Origin of the sequence: Massilia sp. METH4 (assembly GCF_037094685.1) — a bacterium.
Classification (GTDB): domain Bacteria; phylum Pseudomonadota; class Gammaproteobacteria; order Burkholderiales; family Burkholderiaceae_D; genus Rugamonas.
In genome coordinates, this window is sequence record NZ_CP146614.1 from 3708388 (window position 1) to 3722672 (window position 14285).

At 65.7% G+C, this 14285-nt stretch carries 12 protein-coding genes and 1 other RNA gene; 9 read left to right on the forward strand and 4 right to left on the reverse strand.

Going from position 1 to position 14285, the window contains the following annotated elements; genetic code table 11:
- Positions 1-3: 3 nt before the first annotated feature.
- Complete coding sequence (locus tag V6Z91_RS16260) at positions 4-426, reverse strand: OsmC family protein (protein ID WP_338758646.1); 423 nt, start codon at positions 424-426, stop codon at positions 4-6.
- Between the two features lie 146 nt (positions 427-572).
- Between V6Z91_RS16260 and V6Z91_RS16265 the strand changes: the two genes are divergently transcribed.
- A complete protein-coding gene (locus V6Z91_RS16265) occupies positions 573-779 on the forward strand; it encodes a DNA-binding protein (protein WP_338758647.1) in 207 nt (68 codons plus the stop codon).
- A gap of 2 nt (positions 780-781) precedes the next feature.
- Positions 782-1213 (forward strand): type II toxin-antitoxin system VapC family toxin, encoded by a 432-nt coding sequence (locus V6Z91_RS16270; RefSeq protein ID WP_338758648.1) that lies wholly within the window; start codon positions 782-784, stop codon positions 1211-1213.
- Here V6Z91_RS16270 and V6Z91_RS16275 read toward each other — a convergent pair.
- Both V6Z91_RS16275 and V6Z91_RS16280 read right to left on the reverse strand, forming a co-directional pair.
- A complete protein-coding gene (locus V6Z91_RS16275) occupies positions 1210-2091 on the reverse strand; it encodes an SMP-30/gluconolactonase/LRE family protein (RefSeq protein WP_338758649.1) in 882 nt (293 codons plus the stop codon). The genes V6Z91_RS16270 and V6Z91_RS16275 overlap by 4 nt on opposite strands.
- A gap of 191 nt (positions 2092-2282) precedes the next feature.
- Complete coding sequence (locus V6Z91_RS16280) at positions 2283-5804, reverse strand: EAL domain-containing protein (RefSeq protein ID WP_338758650.1); 3522 nt, start codon at positions 5802-5804, stop codon at positions 2283-2285.
- Between the two features lie 249 nt (positions 5805-6053).
- On the opposite strand from V6Z91_RS16280, the gene ribBA reads away from it, so the two are divergent.
- The 3 genes from ribBA to nusB are packed head-to-tail and all read left to right on the forward strand — an operon-like array spanning position 6054 to position 8178.
- On the forward strand, positions 6054-7163 hold the full coding sequence (ribBA, locus tag V6Z91_RS16285; protein ID WP_338758651.1) for a bifunctional 3,4-dihydroxy-2-butanone-4-phosphate synthase/GTP cyclohydrolase II: 1110 nt from the start codon (positions 6054-6056) through the stop codon (positions 7161-7163).
- Between the two features lie 28 nt (positions 7164-7191).
- On the forward strand, positions 7192-7680 hold the full coding sequence (gene ribH / locus V6Z91_RS16290; RefSeq protein ID WP_338758652.1) for a 6,7-dimethyl-8-ribityllumazine synthase: 489 nt from the start codon (positions 7192-7194) through the stop codon (positions 7678-7680).
- A 27-nt stretch (positions 7681-7707) separates the two neighbouring features.
- Positions 7708-8178: a transcription antitermination factor NusB gene (nusB, locus tag V6Z91_RS16295; RefSeq protein ID WP_338758654.1), complete on the forward strand. Its 471-nt coding sequence runs from the start codon at positions 7708-7710 to the stop codon at positions 8176-8178.
- 221 nt (positions 8179-8399) lie between these two features.
- On the opposite strand, the gene V6Z91_RS16300 is transcribed toward nusB, so the two are convergent.
- Positions 8400-9326 (reverse strand): lytic transglycosylase domain-containing protein, encoded by a 927-nt coding sequence (locus tag V6Z91_RS16300; protein ID WP_338758655.1) that lies wholly within the window; start codon positions 9324-9326, stop codon positions 8400-8402.
- Between the two features lie 506 nt (positions 9327-9832).
- Between V6Z91_RS16300 and ubiD the strand changes: the two genes are divergently transcribed.
- The 4 genes from ubiD (at position 9833) to V6Z91_RS16320 (ending at position 14268) form a co-directional block, all read left to right on the forward strand.
- Positions 9833-11317 (forward strand): 4-hydroxy-3-polyprenylbenzoate decarboxylase, encoded by a 1485-nt coding sequence (gene ubiD / locus V6Z91_RS16305; RefSeq protein WP_338758657.1) that lies wholly within the window; start codon positions 9833-9835, stop codon positions 11315-11317.
- Between the two features lie 37 nt (positions 11318-11354).
- An RNA gene (gene ffs, locus V6Z91_RS16310) (signal recognition particle sRNA small type) lies at positions 11355-11453 on the forward strand.
- A 230-nt stretch (positions 11454-11683) separates the two neighbouring features.
- The gene (locus V6Z91_RS16315) at positions 11684-13900 is read left to right on the forward strand and encodes a DNA polymerase III subunit gamma/tau (RefSeq protein WP_338758659.1); all 2217 of its coding nucleotides are present in this window, start codon (positions 11684-11686) and stop codon (positions 13898-13900) included.
- A gap of 41 nt (positions 13901-13941) precedes the next feature.
- Entirely contained in the window at positions 13942-14268 is a 327-nt protein-coding gene (locus V6Z91_RS16320) for a YbaB/EbfC family nucleoid-associated protein (protein WP_338758661.1), read from the forward strand.
- Positions 14269-14285: the final 17 nt, after the last annotated feature.

Genomic DNA, 14285 nt, shown 5'->3' on the forward strand with positions numbered 1-14285 from the left:
GCCTTACAGCAGCGTGGCGTCCAGCGTGATGTCGGCCTTCAGCAGTTTCGACACGGGGCAGCCGGCCTTCGCCTTGGCGGCCAGTTCCTGGAATTTCGCGTCGTCGGCACCGGGGATTTTCGCCTGCAAGGTCAGGTGCACGGCGGTGATCGCGAAGCCATCATCCTGTTTCTCCAGCGTGACGTCGGCCTTCGTTTCCATGCGCTCGGCCGTCAGGCCCGCTTCGCCCAGGATCAGCGACAGTGCCATCGTGAAGCAGCCTGCATGGGCGGCGCCGATCAGCTCCTCCGGATTGGTGCCGGGCTTGCCTTCGAAGCGGCTGGCGAAGCCATAGGGGTATTCTTTCAGGGCGCCGCTGTGGCTGCTGATGGCGCCCTTGCCATCCTTGATGCCGCCGGACCAGACAGCCGAACCGTAAGTCTTCATCTTGATCTCCTCAACAGGTTTGGTCGGTGAAACCCGTGTATCTTATGGCAACTGCCCTGGCAACGGCGTCTGGCTTGCGGGAGAGGGTTGCAATTTTCCTGGAGTCGTATACGCTGATATCACTGATATCAACCGCGGAGGCTGCCATGCGTCAATTGCTGGTTCGCGACCTGGAAGAAGAAGTCGTCGATGCCCTGAAACGATCCGCCGCGGCCAATGGTCGCAGTACCGAGGCGGAACACCGCGAAATCCTGCGTGCCCATCTGGTGGTACGGCCCAACCGGCGCTCATTCAAGGAAGTGCTGGCGGAAATGCCGTACTTCGGTGACGACGACCTGTTCGACGTGCGCTGAGCATGTATCTACTCGACACGAACGTCATCTCCGAATACCGCAAGGGCAATCGAGCCGATCGCGGCGTGTGCCGGTTCTTCGAGAGCACCAGGAACGGCGTGCTGTTCCTGCCGGCACAGGTGATCGGGGAGATCCAGGCAGGCATCTTCAGGTTGCGCCGGCTCGACGACGGGGCGGCGGGCCAGCGGGCGGATACCTACCAGCTCTGGCTCGACGGCCTGGTGGCCGAGTTCAAGGACCACGTGCTGGAATTCGACGTGGAAGCGGCGCGCGTGTGGGGCACGATGCTTTCCCATGAAAAGAAGGACCCGCACACGATCGACAAGCAGATCGCCGCGATGGCGCTGGTGAACGACCTGACGGTCGTCACGCGCGACAAGGGGGATGCGTTCGCACGCATCCCCGGCTTGCGCAAACTGAATCCCTTCGGTTAGCCGAAACGCGCCACCGGCACGCCGGCGACGTCGGTCTGCACCGAGAACAAGGCTCCCGCTTGCGGATCGGCTGCGCGCTGGGCGGCGCCGAAGCCCTGCCAGGCGCTCGTGATGTAGAGCGTCTTCAGGTCCGGCCCGCCGAACGCCACCGACGAAGGTTGCGTGACGGGCATCGGGATGGTGGCCAGCAGGTCGCCCGCCGGGCTGTAGCGGCACACGCGGGCACCGCCCCATTGGGCGATCCACACGCAATCCTCGCTGTCGACGGTCATGCCGTCCGGCGAGCCTTCGCCTTCGCCGAACTGGCGCCACAGCCGCGGCGCGCCCAGGCTGCCGTCGGCCCTTACCTCATATGCGTAGGTGCGGTTGAGGAAGCTGTCGTTGTGGTACATCGTGCGCCCGTCCAGGCTGAATGTCGGGCCGTTGCAGATGTGGTATTCGGGCAGCGCCACGTGCAGGCTGCCGTCGGGGTCGAGCCGGAACAGCTTGCCGTCCGCCCGGCTCACGTCGCGCGCATTCATGGAGCCAGCCCAGATACGGCCGGCCGTGTCGGCCTTGGCATCGTTCAGGCGTATGCCCGTGTCCGCCCCGGGGAGCTTGTGCAGGTATTCGAACCGTGGCTGTGGATCGAGCCAGAGGCGCACGATGCCGTCGCGCAGGCCCGCCATGTAGCCGTCGCCGTCCTTGCGGGGGATCAGCCAGCACACATAGTCGGGCAGCGGCCAGGCATGGCGCGTGCCGTCGGCATTGGCGTTCGCATCGAGCGCGTGCAGCGTGTTGCCGACGAGGTTGACGAAATACAGGCGGTTCTGTTCGGGAATCCAGACCGGGCCTTCGCCCAGTTCGGCTCCCAGCGGCCACAGGTTTTGCGGGGTCATGTCGATTTGATAGGTTGAAAATCCGGCGCTTATTGCATGAGTTCACAGTACGCAGGCTCCACGCGAGCCGAAGCGCATGCATTCACCCCAGGTCTTGCACCTGGGATGACTCGGAATGTACCTGAAAGCACCGCGCCTGTGGGCATGCCGGGCGCGGATCGGCGAAATTGTGATCGCAGCGTGCGGGCGGGTTATCGGTAGAGCGCACGGTCGGCGCCGGGCGGCTGCGGCTGGCGCCGCGGCTGTACCAGGTCGAATGCTTCGCGCACCGCTTCGCGCAGCTCGTCGTCGTCCCACGGCTTGCTGAGGAATTTATAGATGGCGCCGCGGTTGACGGCATCCATGATCGAGGCATGGTCGGCATAGCCGGACATGATCATGCGCACCGTGCGCGGGTACAGTTCGCGGGTGCGCGCCAGCAGTTCGCTGCCGCTCATGTGCGGCATGCGCTGGTCGGAGATGATGACCTGCACGTCGTTCACGGCCAGCATTTCCAGCGCTTGCGCGCCGCTGCCGGCCAGCAGAACCTGCCAGCCCTCGCGCCGGAAGACGCGCGCCAGCGCGCCCAGCACGCCCGGCTCGTCGTCCACCAGCAGCAGCGTGCGGCGCGCCGGCGGCACGGGGGCCAGCGGCGCCAGGCTGCGCCGTTCGCGCAGCAGCGCCTCCAGGCCCTCGGCCGGCAGCGGGCGGCTGAACAGGTAGCCCTGGATCTTGTCGCACCCCATGTCGCGCAGGAAGGCGAGCTGGCCCTCGGTCTCGACCCCCTCGGCCACCACCACCAGGTTCAGGCCGTGGGCCAGCGCCGTCGTCGCCCGCGCGATGGCGGCGCTGCGCGGCTCGCTGGTGATGTTCTTCACGAAGGTCTGGTCGATCTTCAGCTTGTCGAGCCGGAAGCGCGACAGGTAGCCGAGCGAGGAGTAGCCGGTGCCGAAGTCGTCCAGCGACACGGAAACGCCGAGGGACGCCAGTTCGTTCAATTGCATCTGCGTGTGCTCGCTGTCGTTCATCATCACCGTCTCGGTCAGTTCCACCTCGAGCCAGCGCGGCGCGAGGCCGGAAGCCTGCAGCGCCCTGCGCACCACGGCGGGCACGGTGCCGGCCGCGAACTGGCGCGCCGAGACGTTGACGGCCACCGTCAGCGGCGGCAGCCCGGCCAGCTGCCAGGCCCGGTTCTGCCGGCATGCTTCCTCGATGACCCAGTTGCCGATCTCCAGGATCAGGCCACTGTCCTCGGCCAGCGGAATAAAGTCGCCCGGCGGCACGTTGCCCAGTTCACCGCTCTGCCAGCGCAGCAGCGCCTCCACGCCCGACACGCGGCCGTCCGGCAGCGAAACCTGCGGCTGGTAGTGCAGGCGCAGCTCGTTGCGTTCGATGGCGTGGCGCAGGTGCACTTCCAGCGACATCCAGCGCAGCGCGTGCGCATTCATTTCGCCGGTGTAGAAGTGGAAGTTGTTGCGGCCGTTGTCCTTCACATGCGACAGCGCCACGTCCGCGCCGGTCAGCAGGGCGCCCGGCGTGGCCCCGTCGCGCGGATACATGCTGATGCCGACCGAGGCGGTCACATACACGTCCTGGCCCGCCAGGCGCACGGGTTGCGCCACCTGATCCATCAGGTTGCGGACGATGACGATGATGTCGTCCACGTTCTGGAAGCGCGTCAGCACCAGCGCGAATTCGTCGGCGCCCAGGTGCGCCAGCGTGTCGCCCGGCGGCACGATGGGCGCGACGCGGCGGGCGATTTCCTGCAGCAGCGCATCGCCCGTGGCGTGGCCGAGTGCGTCGTTGATGCGTTGCAGGCGGTCGATGTCGAACAGCAGCAGCGCTACGCCGCCGCCATTGGGCCCGGCCGCCGTCAAGGCCAGTTCCAGGCGGTCGTTCAGCAGGTTCCGGTTGGGCAGCAGCGTCAGCGGATCGTGATTGGTGACGAAGTCGAGCTGCGTGTGCGCCTCCTTCAGGGCACTGATGTCGCTCGACACGGAAACATAGGCGACCACCTGTTCGCGCTGGTCGCGCACCGCATTGATGCGCAGGCGCTCCGGGTACACCTGGCCGTTCTTGCGGCGGTTCCAGATCTCGCCCGACCACTGGCCCTGGGTTTCCAGGCTGTGCCACATGGCCCGGTAGAACGCGCTGTCGTGCCGGCCCGAGCGCAGCAGACGGGGATTCTGGCCCATCACCTCGCGCTCGGCATAGCCGGTGGTCTGTTCGAATGCCGGGTTGACCGCGATGATGTTGGCGCCGGCATCGGTCATCGTGATGCTGTCCTGCGTGCTGTCGAACACCTGGGCCGACAGGCGCAGGCGTTCCTCGAGCGCGCGGCGCGCCGTGATGTCGCGCAGGATGCTCGTGAAGATTGCCTCGCCGTTCACGTGCACCACCGACAGCGCCAGCTCGCCGGTGAACTCCTCGCCGCTCTTGCGCTTCAACGTGAGTTCGACGATGCGCGCGCTGTACGAGCGTTCGCCGCTCCTGCGATAGCGCTGCACTCGCTCGCGGTGCTCCGGCAGCGAACGGTCGGCGATCAGCTGCGTGATCGGCTGGCCCAGCATGTCCTGTTCCTTGTAGCCGAACATGGTCTCGGCGGCGCGGTTGAAATGCAGGATGCTGCCATCCTGGTCGGAACCGATGATCGCGTCCGGCGCCGATTGCGTCATCGCCCGGTAGCGCGCCTCGCTGGCGCGCAGCGCCGCGTCCGCGCTGCGGCGTGCCGAGGCTTCCATCTGCAGCTGCGCCGCGTGGCGCTGCACCACTTCATACAGGTTCATGTTTTCGTAGGCGACGGCCAGCTGCGCCGCCAGCATGCGGATGAACTGTTCGTCCGTATCGTCGAAGCAGGACGCGCCGCGGCGCCTGGCGGCGTACAGCCAGCCATACAGGTGGAACTGGTCGCGCACGGCCAGACCGAGGAGGCTTTCCACTTCCGGGTGGCCGCCGGGCAGCACGGGAAGGTCACCGTCCGTGCGGCAGTGCCGCAGCACGTGGTGGCGGTCCATCATCGCGGCCGGGAAGGTTTTCCTTTCCACCAGAGCCGGTTGCACCAGGGCCGGGTCGATGCCTACCGCTTCCACATGCTGCACGGCGCTTTCGTGCGCGTCGAGCAGGCAGAGCACGACGATATCGGCCCGCAGGATCGCGCTGGCGGCAAGGCAGAAGCGGCGCGCCATCGCACCCGCGTCGCGCTCGCCGTTCAGGCGCAACGACAGCTCGTGCAGGGCCGCCATGCGTTCGATGGCGCTGCCGGGCGTGTCCTGGGCCAGCGCCGGCGTGCCGAAGAAGGCCTCCGGCGCGAACACGGCGATGCCGGGTGGCGCGGTGGCGTCGCCGGGCAATTCGGCGCTTGGTACGTCGAGGCCCAGTTCCAGGTTGACGGCGTCCAGGATCGCCTGCGGTTCGGCGGGCTTGGGCAATACGCTGCGCACGTCGCAAGCCGCGGCCATGGCACGCAGCTCCGGCATGGAGTAGGTGGCGGAGAAGAAGATCACCGGCGTGTGTGCCAGCTCGGGAATGGCGCGCAAGTGCTGCACGAACTCGTAGCCGTCCATCGTCGGCATCAGGATGTCGGTGATCACCAGGTCCGGCCGATGGCGATGGCACAGGTCGAGGGCCTGCGCGCCGTCGGCGGCTTCGAGCACGCTGTGCGACGTGAAACCGAGCAGTGTCAGCAGGTAATCCCGGTTTGTGGGGCGGTCATCGACAATCAGAATGGTGGCCATGGTACCTTTCGATGGTCCTGGGAATTCATGCTACTCCGCCGACCTTGCCGCGGGCGCACGCCTGTTGTTCTGATAGCCGATCATACCCAGTCCGGTTGAGGTTGCCTACGGGCTTGTTGGTTTTCAGGCAAGCATGGCAGCTTGTACCGCAGGAAATGTGCGGGAATGCGGCCGGCGGCGGATTGTCGGGTGAAAGCGCGCCAAATCCTTTAAAATAGCGGGTTGCGAAACACGCCAAGGATTTATTACATGACTATCTCCAGCACCGAAGAAATCGTCGCCGAACTGCGCGCCGGGCGCATGGTGATCCTGGTCGACGAAGAGGACCGCGAGAACGAGGGCGACCTGGTGCTGGCCGCCGATTTCGTCACGCCGGAAGCCATCAACTTCATGATCCGATACGCGCGCGGGCTCGTGTGCCTGACGCTCTCCGAGGAAATCGTCGACCGGCTGGAACTGCCGCTGATGGCGACCCGCAACGGCACGTCCTTCGGGACCAATTTCACCGTGTCGATCGAAGCCGCCGAAGGCGTCACGACCGGCATTTCCGCGGCCGACCGCGCCCGCACGATCCAGGTGGCCGTCGCCAAGGACGCGAAACCGGACGACCTGGTGCAACCGGGCCACATCTTCCCGCTGCGCGCCGTGAAGGGCGGTGTCCTGATGCGCGCCGGCCACACCGAAGCGGGCTGCGACCTGACCGCCATGGCCGGCCTGACCCCGGCCTCGGTGATCTGCGAGATCGTCAAGGACGACGGCACGATGGCGCGCCTGCCGGACCTGCTGGAATTCGGCAAGGAACATGGCCTGAAGATCGGCACGATCGCCGACCTGATCCATTACCGCAGCGCCAAGGAATGCATGGTCGAACGGGTGGCCGAGCGGGAATTGCGCACGGCCCACGGCGACTTCCGCATGATCGCCTTCCGCGACACGCCGAGCGGCTCGGCCCACCTGGCGCTGGTGCACGGCGACGTGACGCCCGAGGAGGAATCGCTGGTGCGCGTGCACCAGCCGGTATCCATCCTGGACCTGCTGGAAACGGAAGCCACCACGCACTCCTGGAACGTGTCGGCCTCGCTGAAGGCGATCAAGGCGGCGAAGCAGGGCGTGATGGTGCTGCTCAACTGCGGCGAGACGGCCGAGCAGCTGTTCGGCCAGCTGGCCGCGCTGGACAAGGATTCCAAGCCAGTGGGCCGCGCCGCCAGCATGGACCTGCGCACCTATGGCATCGGCGCGCAGATCCTGCGCGCCATCGGCGTGCGCCGCATGAAACTGCTCGCCAGCCCGCGCAAGATGCCGTCGATGACGGGCTTCGACCTCGAAGTGACCGGCTACCTGGCCAAACCCGAAGCGTAATCCACCTACTATATAGAAGAGGCCCATCATGACCGTAGGAACCTACGAAACCAATCTGAACGGCGAAGGCCTGCGCATCGGCATCGTCCAGGCACGTTTCAATGAAGATGTGTGCCACGGCCTGCTGTCGGCTTGCCTGGCGGAGCTGAAGCACCTGGGCGTGGCGGACGAGGATGTGCTGCACGTGACCGTGCCGGGCGCGCTGGAAATTCCGCTGGTGCTGCAGAAGATGGCCGAATCCGGCCAGTTCGACGCGCTGGTGGCGCTCGGTGCCGTAATCCGCGGCGAGACGTACCACTTCGAGCTGGTGTCGAACGAATCGGGCGCCGGCATCACCCGCATCGGCCTGGACTACAGCATTCCCATCGCTAACGCCGTGCTGACGACCGAGAACGACGAACAGGCCGAAGTGCGCATGGCCGCCAAGGGCGCCGATGCGGCCCGCGTGGCCGTCGAGATGGCCAACCTGGCAATCGCGCTCGAAGAGCTGCAACAGGACGCCGGCGACGAAGAATAAGCGCCGCAGTAATACAAAGGAATCGACATGAACGACAAACCCGTGCACGCCAACCCCAGCAAGAATCGCACCCCGCGCCACCGCGCACGCGAGTTCGCGCTGCAGGGCCTGTATCAATGGCTGCTGAACAATGAACCGGCGAAGACGGTGGTCAACAATATCCGCGGCGCCCACGGCTTCGACAAGGCCGACGGCGACTTCTTCGCGGCGCTGCTGTACGGCACGATCGAGCAATCGGTCGAGCTGCGCGAAGCGTTTGCCCCGCTGGTCGACCGCGGCATCGGCGAACTGTCGCCGATCGAGCACGCCGTGCTGCTGCTGGGCGCCTTCGAGCTGAAGAACCACCCGGAAATCCCGTACCGCGTCGTCATCAACGAAGCGGTCGAGCTGACCAAGTCCTTCGGCGGCATCGACGGCCACAAGTACGTCAACGGCGTGCTGGACAAGCTGGCCCCGAAATTGCGCGCCGACGAAGTGACGGCGGACAAGAAACGCTGACCCGCCCCCTCGCACAGCTCAAGCCACCTCCGGGTGGCTTTTTTGTTGCCCAAAACCGGGGTCAGACCCCGATCCTTGGAAATATTTCCTCAACCCCGGTGACAGGCACCACGGTTCTTGAAACATTTCTCGAACCCGGGTGCCTGTCACCCGGTTTTCGTCACCGGTTTTGAGCAATAAAAAAGCCACCCGAGGGTGGCTTTGCGTTGCGCGCTGGACGATTACAGGCCGGCGATCTGCTCAGGTTCCGGCTTGGCCGTCTCGGCTTCGGCCGCCGGCTTCGCGTCCGTGCTGGCGGTCACGGTGGCCGGAGCAGGGGCGGGGGCCGGAGGGCGGGTGAACGTCGGCACTTTCTTGCCGACCGATACCTGCTTCAGGCGCTTGTATTCGGCGAGCACGCGGGAGCCATAGCCGTCGTCCGTCTCGAAGGCGGCGGCGCCCACGTAGTATTTCAGGCCGGCTTCCACGGAACCGCCGCGCTGCACGTAATCCTTCAGGATCAGCGAGCCGACACGGATGTTGGCGACAGGGTTCAGGGCCGCCTGCACGCCGCCCATGTCCTCGAACTTGTCGTGGTGGACCTTGGACATGACCTGCATCAGGCCCTGGGCGCCCATCGGGCTTTCCGCGAACGGGTTCAGGCCGGATTCGATCGCCATCACCGCGAGGATCAGCAGCGGGTCGATCTTGATCTCGCGCGCCGTGACATAGGCGGTCGATACCAGCATATTGGCCGCGTCGTTCGCCACGCGGTAGCGCTTGGACAGCCAGTCCGTCACCCATTGCTGCTGCTTGCGGGTGCCGAGCAGCGCCTTTTCCTCGGCCGGCGTGAGCTTGGCCGTGTCGGCCGCGGCGGTGACGGCCGGAGCCTCCATCAGCTCATGCAGCGGCGGCGCGGTCACGGTGGCCACCGGGGCGGGCATGGCCGGCTCTTGTGGAGCCAGCGATTTCGTCAGCGCGTGGGCCAGGTCCGGACGGGCCCACAGCACGCCGAGGATGACGAGGGCGGTCACGCCGAAGATCGTGAACGCGTGTTGCGCGGTCGTGAAGACGCTGCGCAAGGTGATGCGCTGCGCGCCGAAGCGCGCGGCCGGTCCGCAGACCAGCGAGCGGCCGGCATCAGCCAGGCCATTGAAACGATTGATCATAGAACTCCCTGCAATGTCCGTAAAAGCATGCCCCTCGCCGCGCATGGGCGCGCGACACCGTTGCTGTGCAATTGCCGTGCATCAGATGTGTTATCGTCCGTCGCCGCCGGGAAGCGCGCGAGCCGGAACGCCTTATTGCTTGCCGGAGCTGATTCATTCGGTGATCAGTCCGCAATACAACTTTGTTCGGGGTGAAGGCTGGCTGGCCTGGAAGGCTCACAACCTTGAGGCAGACGCCTCGGGAACAACACTCCTTAAAATGTTTTGTGGAGCCCCGACTCTCCGTGAATGAATGAGCGACACGTAGTTGGCATTTTTGCCATGTCCTCTTCAAGTAGGTCGAATTGTAGAAGCCGTTTTATATCAAGTCAATACTAACGAAATCGTTCTTTATAACTTTTGGATATGGTTTTCTACTGCAGGGTTGAGTTAAAACCAATAGAATCAAACACTTGTCCGGATGACTTGACGCCGGCCGTCGAACGAGAAAAAAACGTAAAAATTGTATGAAATATTCAGATCTGCGGGATTTTATTGCCCAGCTGCAAAAAATTGGCGAACTTAAGCCCGTTTCCTTGCCAGTTTCGCCACATTTGGAGATGACGGAGGTATGCGATCGCACCTTGCGGGCCGGCGGGCCAGCTCTGCTGTTTGAAAATCCTACGAATTTCGACATCCCCGTTCTTGGTAACCTGTTCGGCACGCCGCGCCGCGTGGCGCTGGGCATGGGTGCGGAAAGCCTGGGCGAGTTGCGCCGCATCGGCCACGTGCTGGCGCGCCTGAAGGAGCCGGAGCCGCCGAAAGGCTTCAAGGACATCATGGACATGGGCTCCCTGGTGAAGGCAGTATGGGACATGGCGCCAAAGGAGCAGCGCAGCGCTCCCTGCCAGGAGATCGTCTGGGAAGGCAACGACGTCGACCTGGGAAGGTTGCCCATCCAGCACTGCTGGCCAGGCGATGTGGCCCCTCTTATTACCTGGGGGCTCGTCATCACGAAGGGGCCGAACAAGAAGCGCCAGAACCTGGGCATCTACCGCCAGCAGGTGCTCGGCCGTAACAAGGTCATCATGCGCTGGCTGGCGCACCGGGGCGGCGCGCTGGACTTCCGCGAACATTGCATCCGCCATCCCGGCCAGCCCTACCCGGTGGCGGTGGCGCTGGGCGCCGATCCGGCCACGATCCTGGGGGCGGTGACGCCGGTTCCCGACACGCTGTCCGAATACCAGTTCGCCGGCCTGCTGCGTGGCAGCCGCACGGAACTGGTGAAGGCGATCGGCAGCGAATTGCGCGTGCCCGCATCGGCCGAGATCGTGCTGGAAGGGCATATCTACCCGGACGAAAACCACCCGTCCGGCTACGAGCATGCGCTGGAAGGCCCGTACGGCGACCATACCGGTTATTACAATGAGCAGGACTGGTTCCCGGTGTTCACGATCGACCGCATCACGATGCGGCGCGATCCGATCTACCACTCCACGTACACGGGCAAGCCGCCGGACGAACCCGCCGTGCTGGGCCTGGCTTTGAACGAGGTCTTCGTGCCGCTGCTGCAAAAGCAGTTCACCGAGATCACCGATTTCTACCTGCCGCCGGAAGGCTGCAGCTACCGCATGGCCGTGGTGCAGATCCGCAAGCAGTACGCGGGGCATGCCAAGCGCGTGATGTTCGGCGTATGGAGCTTCCTGCGGCAGTTCATGTATACGAAGTTCATCGTCGTCGTCGACGAAGACGTCGACATCCGCGACTGGAAAGAGGTGATCTGGGCCATCACGACCCGCGTCGACCCCACCCGCGACACGACGCTGGTCGACCACACGCCGATCGACTACCTCGATTTCGCCTCGCCGATCAGTGGCCTGGGCAGCAAGATGGGCATCGATGCCACGAACAAGTGGCCGGGCGAAACGACGCGCGAATGGGGCACGACGATCCAGATGACGCCTGAAGTGAAGCGCAAGGTCGACGATATCTGGCAACAGCTGGGCTTGTGAGTACACATCGTCCGCCGGACCGGTTATAATGACGTCTGGCGGGCCCCTGCGCATTGCGGCATGGCTAACCTGGTCAGGTCGGGAACGAAGCAGCCAAAGCTGTTCACCGCAAGTGCCGCAGATCAGGCTCGCCTCCCTAATCTCGAAAAAAGCTGCCTCGGCAGCTTTTTTCATATCGAAGCCCAAAGCTGCCGAGGCAGCTTTTTTTACGTCCCCTTATCTTTACGACCGTACGCCCATCCGTGCCGGCTCCGGTACCTGTCCCGTCAGGTGACGCGGGCTCGGCCTCGGCCGCCTTGCCCCTAAGCATCAGCCTGCCGGGCTATTGTTGGCCTCACACGTCACCGACTGCGGTAAAATCCCGGCATGTCCTATCAAGTCCTCGCTCGCAAGTACCGTCCCCGCAACTTTGAAACGCTCGTCGGCCAGGAGCACGTCGTGCGTGCGCTGACGCATGCGCTGGGCACCGGCCGCCTGCACCACGCCTACCTGTTCACCGGCACGCGCGGTGTCGGCAAGACTACGCTGTCGCGCATCCTGGCAAAGTCGCTCAATTGCACCGGGCCGGACGGCACCGGGGGCATCACCGCCACGCCCTGCGGCGCGTGCGAGGCATGCCGGGCGATCGATGGCGGCCGCTTCGTCGACTATATAGAGATGGACGCTGCCTCGAACCGCGGCGTGGACGAGATGGCGCAGCTGCTCGAGCAGGCCGTGTACGCGCCGACCAATGCGCGCTTCAAGGTCTATATGATCGACGAGGTGCACATGCTCACCAACCACGCCTTCAATGCCATGCTGAAGACGCTGGAAGAGCCACCCGAGCACGTGAAATTCATCCTGGCGACGACCGATCCGCAAAAGATCCCCGTCACCGTGCTGTCCCGTTGCCTGCAGTTCAACCTGAAGCAGATGCCGCCGGGGCACATCGTGGGCCACCTGGAAAACATCCTGGGCCAGGAAGGCGTGACGTTCGAGCAGCCGGCACTGCGCCTGCTGGCGCAAGGCGCCCATGGCTCGATGCGCGACGCGCTGTCGCTGACCGACCAGGCGATCGCCTACGCGGCCGGCGCCGTCACGCTGGAAGCGGTGCAGGGCATGCTGGGCGCGCTGGATCAGTCTTACCTGGTTCGCCTGCTCGATGCGCTGGCTAACCGCGATGGCGCCGACCTGATGGCGGTGGCCGATGAAATGGCCAGCCGCAGCCTGTCGTACAACGGTGCACTGCAGGACCTGGGCACCCTGCTGCACCGGATCGCACTGGCACAGACGGTGCCGGCAGCCGTGCCGGAGGACTTGCCGGAATACGCCGACATCATCCGCCTCGCCGCCGTGTTCGACGCCGAAGAGGTGCAGCTGTATTACCAGATCGCCGTCCACGGCCGCAATGAACTCGGTCTGGCGCCGGACGAATACGCGGGCTTCTCGATGACCTTGCTGCGCATGCTGGCCTTCCGCCCCGGCGTGGGCGGTGCCGATGCGGCGCCCGCCGGCGGTCCGGCCAGCGCACCGGCCAATCCGCAACTGGGCCGCCCGTTGCCGGCCGCTTCGCCAGCCCGCGCAGCGGCGGCTGCGGCGGCACCCGCCGCGCCGCGCGCCGCGAGCGCTGCCGCCGCGCCGCAGCCCGTGGCCGCCGCGGCGCCCCGCGCAGCGGCACCGGCACCGGTGCAGCCGGCGCCTGCCGCTCCTGCCCAAGCCGCGGCACAGGCCCCGGCACGCCCGTCCGGCCCCGTGAGCCCCGCCCGCGCCGCCATCAACGCCGCGCTGGAAGCGGCCCGCGCGGCCACGCTGGCACGCACCGGGGCGCGTCCGCCGATGCGAACGTCCGCGCCCGAAGAGCCGGCACAGCCGCCGGCGCCGGAAGTGGCTGCCGCGCCGGCCAAGCCCTTGCCATGGGAAGATGCGCGGCCGCAGGGTGAAGCGGCCGTGCTCGAAGCGCCGCCCGTCGTGCAACCGCAGGCGCGCCCGGCCCCGCCGGAGGATGACGACCTGCCGCCGTGGGTCACCGAGTTCTCCGATGACAGCGCCGTTGCCGCGCCGGCCCAGCGGGCGCCGCAGGCTCAGACGCGGCCCGAGGCGCCCGCGGCACCGCAGGCCGCCGTCGCGCCGGCCGCCGTGCCGGCACGCCCGAGCGCGCCGAGCGAGGCGCCGTATGCCTACGTGGTCACGCCGGTTCCGGAACTGGAATGGGATGGCAACTGGCCGCTGCTGGCCGCGCACCTGCCGCTGCGCGGCGTGGCGCAGCAACTGGCCACCCAGGCCGAACTCATCGAATGCAAGATCGACGGCAACGCGGCCGTGTTCCGCCTGCGCTGCCCGATCGACACCTGGCGCACCCCGCCGAACGTGGAAAAGCTGACGGCCGCGCTGGCCGAGCGTTTCAACCGCGCCGCGCGGGTGGAAACGGAACTCGGCCCGGTGTGGTACACCACGGCCGCCGAACAGCAGGCGCACCGCGAAGCGTGCCAGCGCCAGGCGGAAGACACGGTGCACAACGACCCGTTCGTGCAGGCCATGGTGCGCGAATTCGGCGCCTTCGTCGTGCCAGGCTCCATCGTGGCGCCGGTCACGCCCGCGCACTGACAGTCCAATCAACACTGACAACCCATACGGAGAAACACATCATGATGAAGAACCAGCTCGCCGGCCTGATGAAGCAGGCACAAGCAATGCAGGACAATATGAAGAAAGCGCAGGAATCGCTGGCTTCCATCGAGGTGGAAGGCCAGTCCGGCGCCGGCCTCGTCAAGGTCGTGATGACCTGCAAGAACGACGTCAAGCGCGTGTCGATCGACCCGTCGCTGCTGGCCGACGACAAGGACATGCTGGAAGACCTGGTCGCCGCCGCCTTCAACGACGCCGTGCGCAAGGCCGAAGCCACCGCCGCCGAAAAGATGAGCGGCCTGACCGCCGGCATGAACCTGCCGGCCGGCTTCAAGATGCCGTTCTGATCACCGCACGGGGCGCG

Excerpts from the sequence above, each read along its gene's own strand:
- V6Z91_RS16260 (WP_338758646.1), bottom strand. The coding sequence starts at position 426 with ATGAAGACTTACGGTTCGGCTGTCTGGTCCGGCGGCATCAAGGATGGC.
- V6Z91_RS16315 (WP_338758659.1), top strand. The coding sequence starts at position 11,684 with ATGTCCTATCAAGTCCTCGCTCGCAAGTACCGTCCCCGCAACTTTGAA.
- V6Z91_RS16270 (WP_338758648.1), top strand. The coding sequence starts at position 782 with ATGTATCTACTCGACACGAACGTCATCTCCGAATACCGCAAGGGCAAT.
- ribBA (WP_338758651.1), top strand. The coding sequence starts at position 6,054 with ATGACTATCTCCAGCACCGAAGAAATCGTCGCCGAACTGCGCGCCGGG.
- V6Z91_RS16265 (WP_338758647.1), top strand. The coding sequence starts at position 573 with ATGCGTCAATTGCTGGTTCGCGACCTGGAAGAAGAAGTCGTCGATGCC.
- nusB (WP_338758654.1), top strand. The coding sequence starts at position 7,708 with ATGAACGACAAACCCGTGCACGCCAACCCCAGCAAGAATCGCACCCCG.
- V6Z91_RS16275 (WP_338758649.1), bottom strand. The coding sequence starts at position 2,091 with ATGACCCCGCAAAACCTGTGGCCGCTGGGAGCCGAACTGGGCGAAGGC.
- ribH (WP_338758652.1), top strand. The coding sequence starts at position 7,192 with ATGACCGTAGGAACCTACGAAACCAATCTGAACGGCGAAGGCCTGCGC.
- V6Z91_RS16320 (WP_338758661.1), top strand. The coding sequence starts at position 13,942 with ATGATGAAGAACCAGCTCGCCGGCCTGATGAAGCAGGCACAAGCAATG.
- V6Z91_RS16280 (WP_338758650.1), bottom strand. The coding sequence starts at position 5,804 with ATGGCCACCATTCTGATTGTCGATGACCGCCCCACAAACCGGGATTAC.
- V6Z91_RS16300 (WP_338758655.1), bottom strand. The coding sequence starts at position 9,326 with ATGATCAATCGTTTCAATGGCCTGGCTGATGCCGGCCGCTCGCTGGTC.
- ubiD (WP_338758657.1), top strand. The coding sequence starts at position 9,833 with ATGAAATATTCAGATCTGCGGGATTTTATTGCCCAGCTGCAAAAAATT.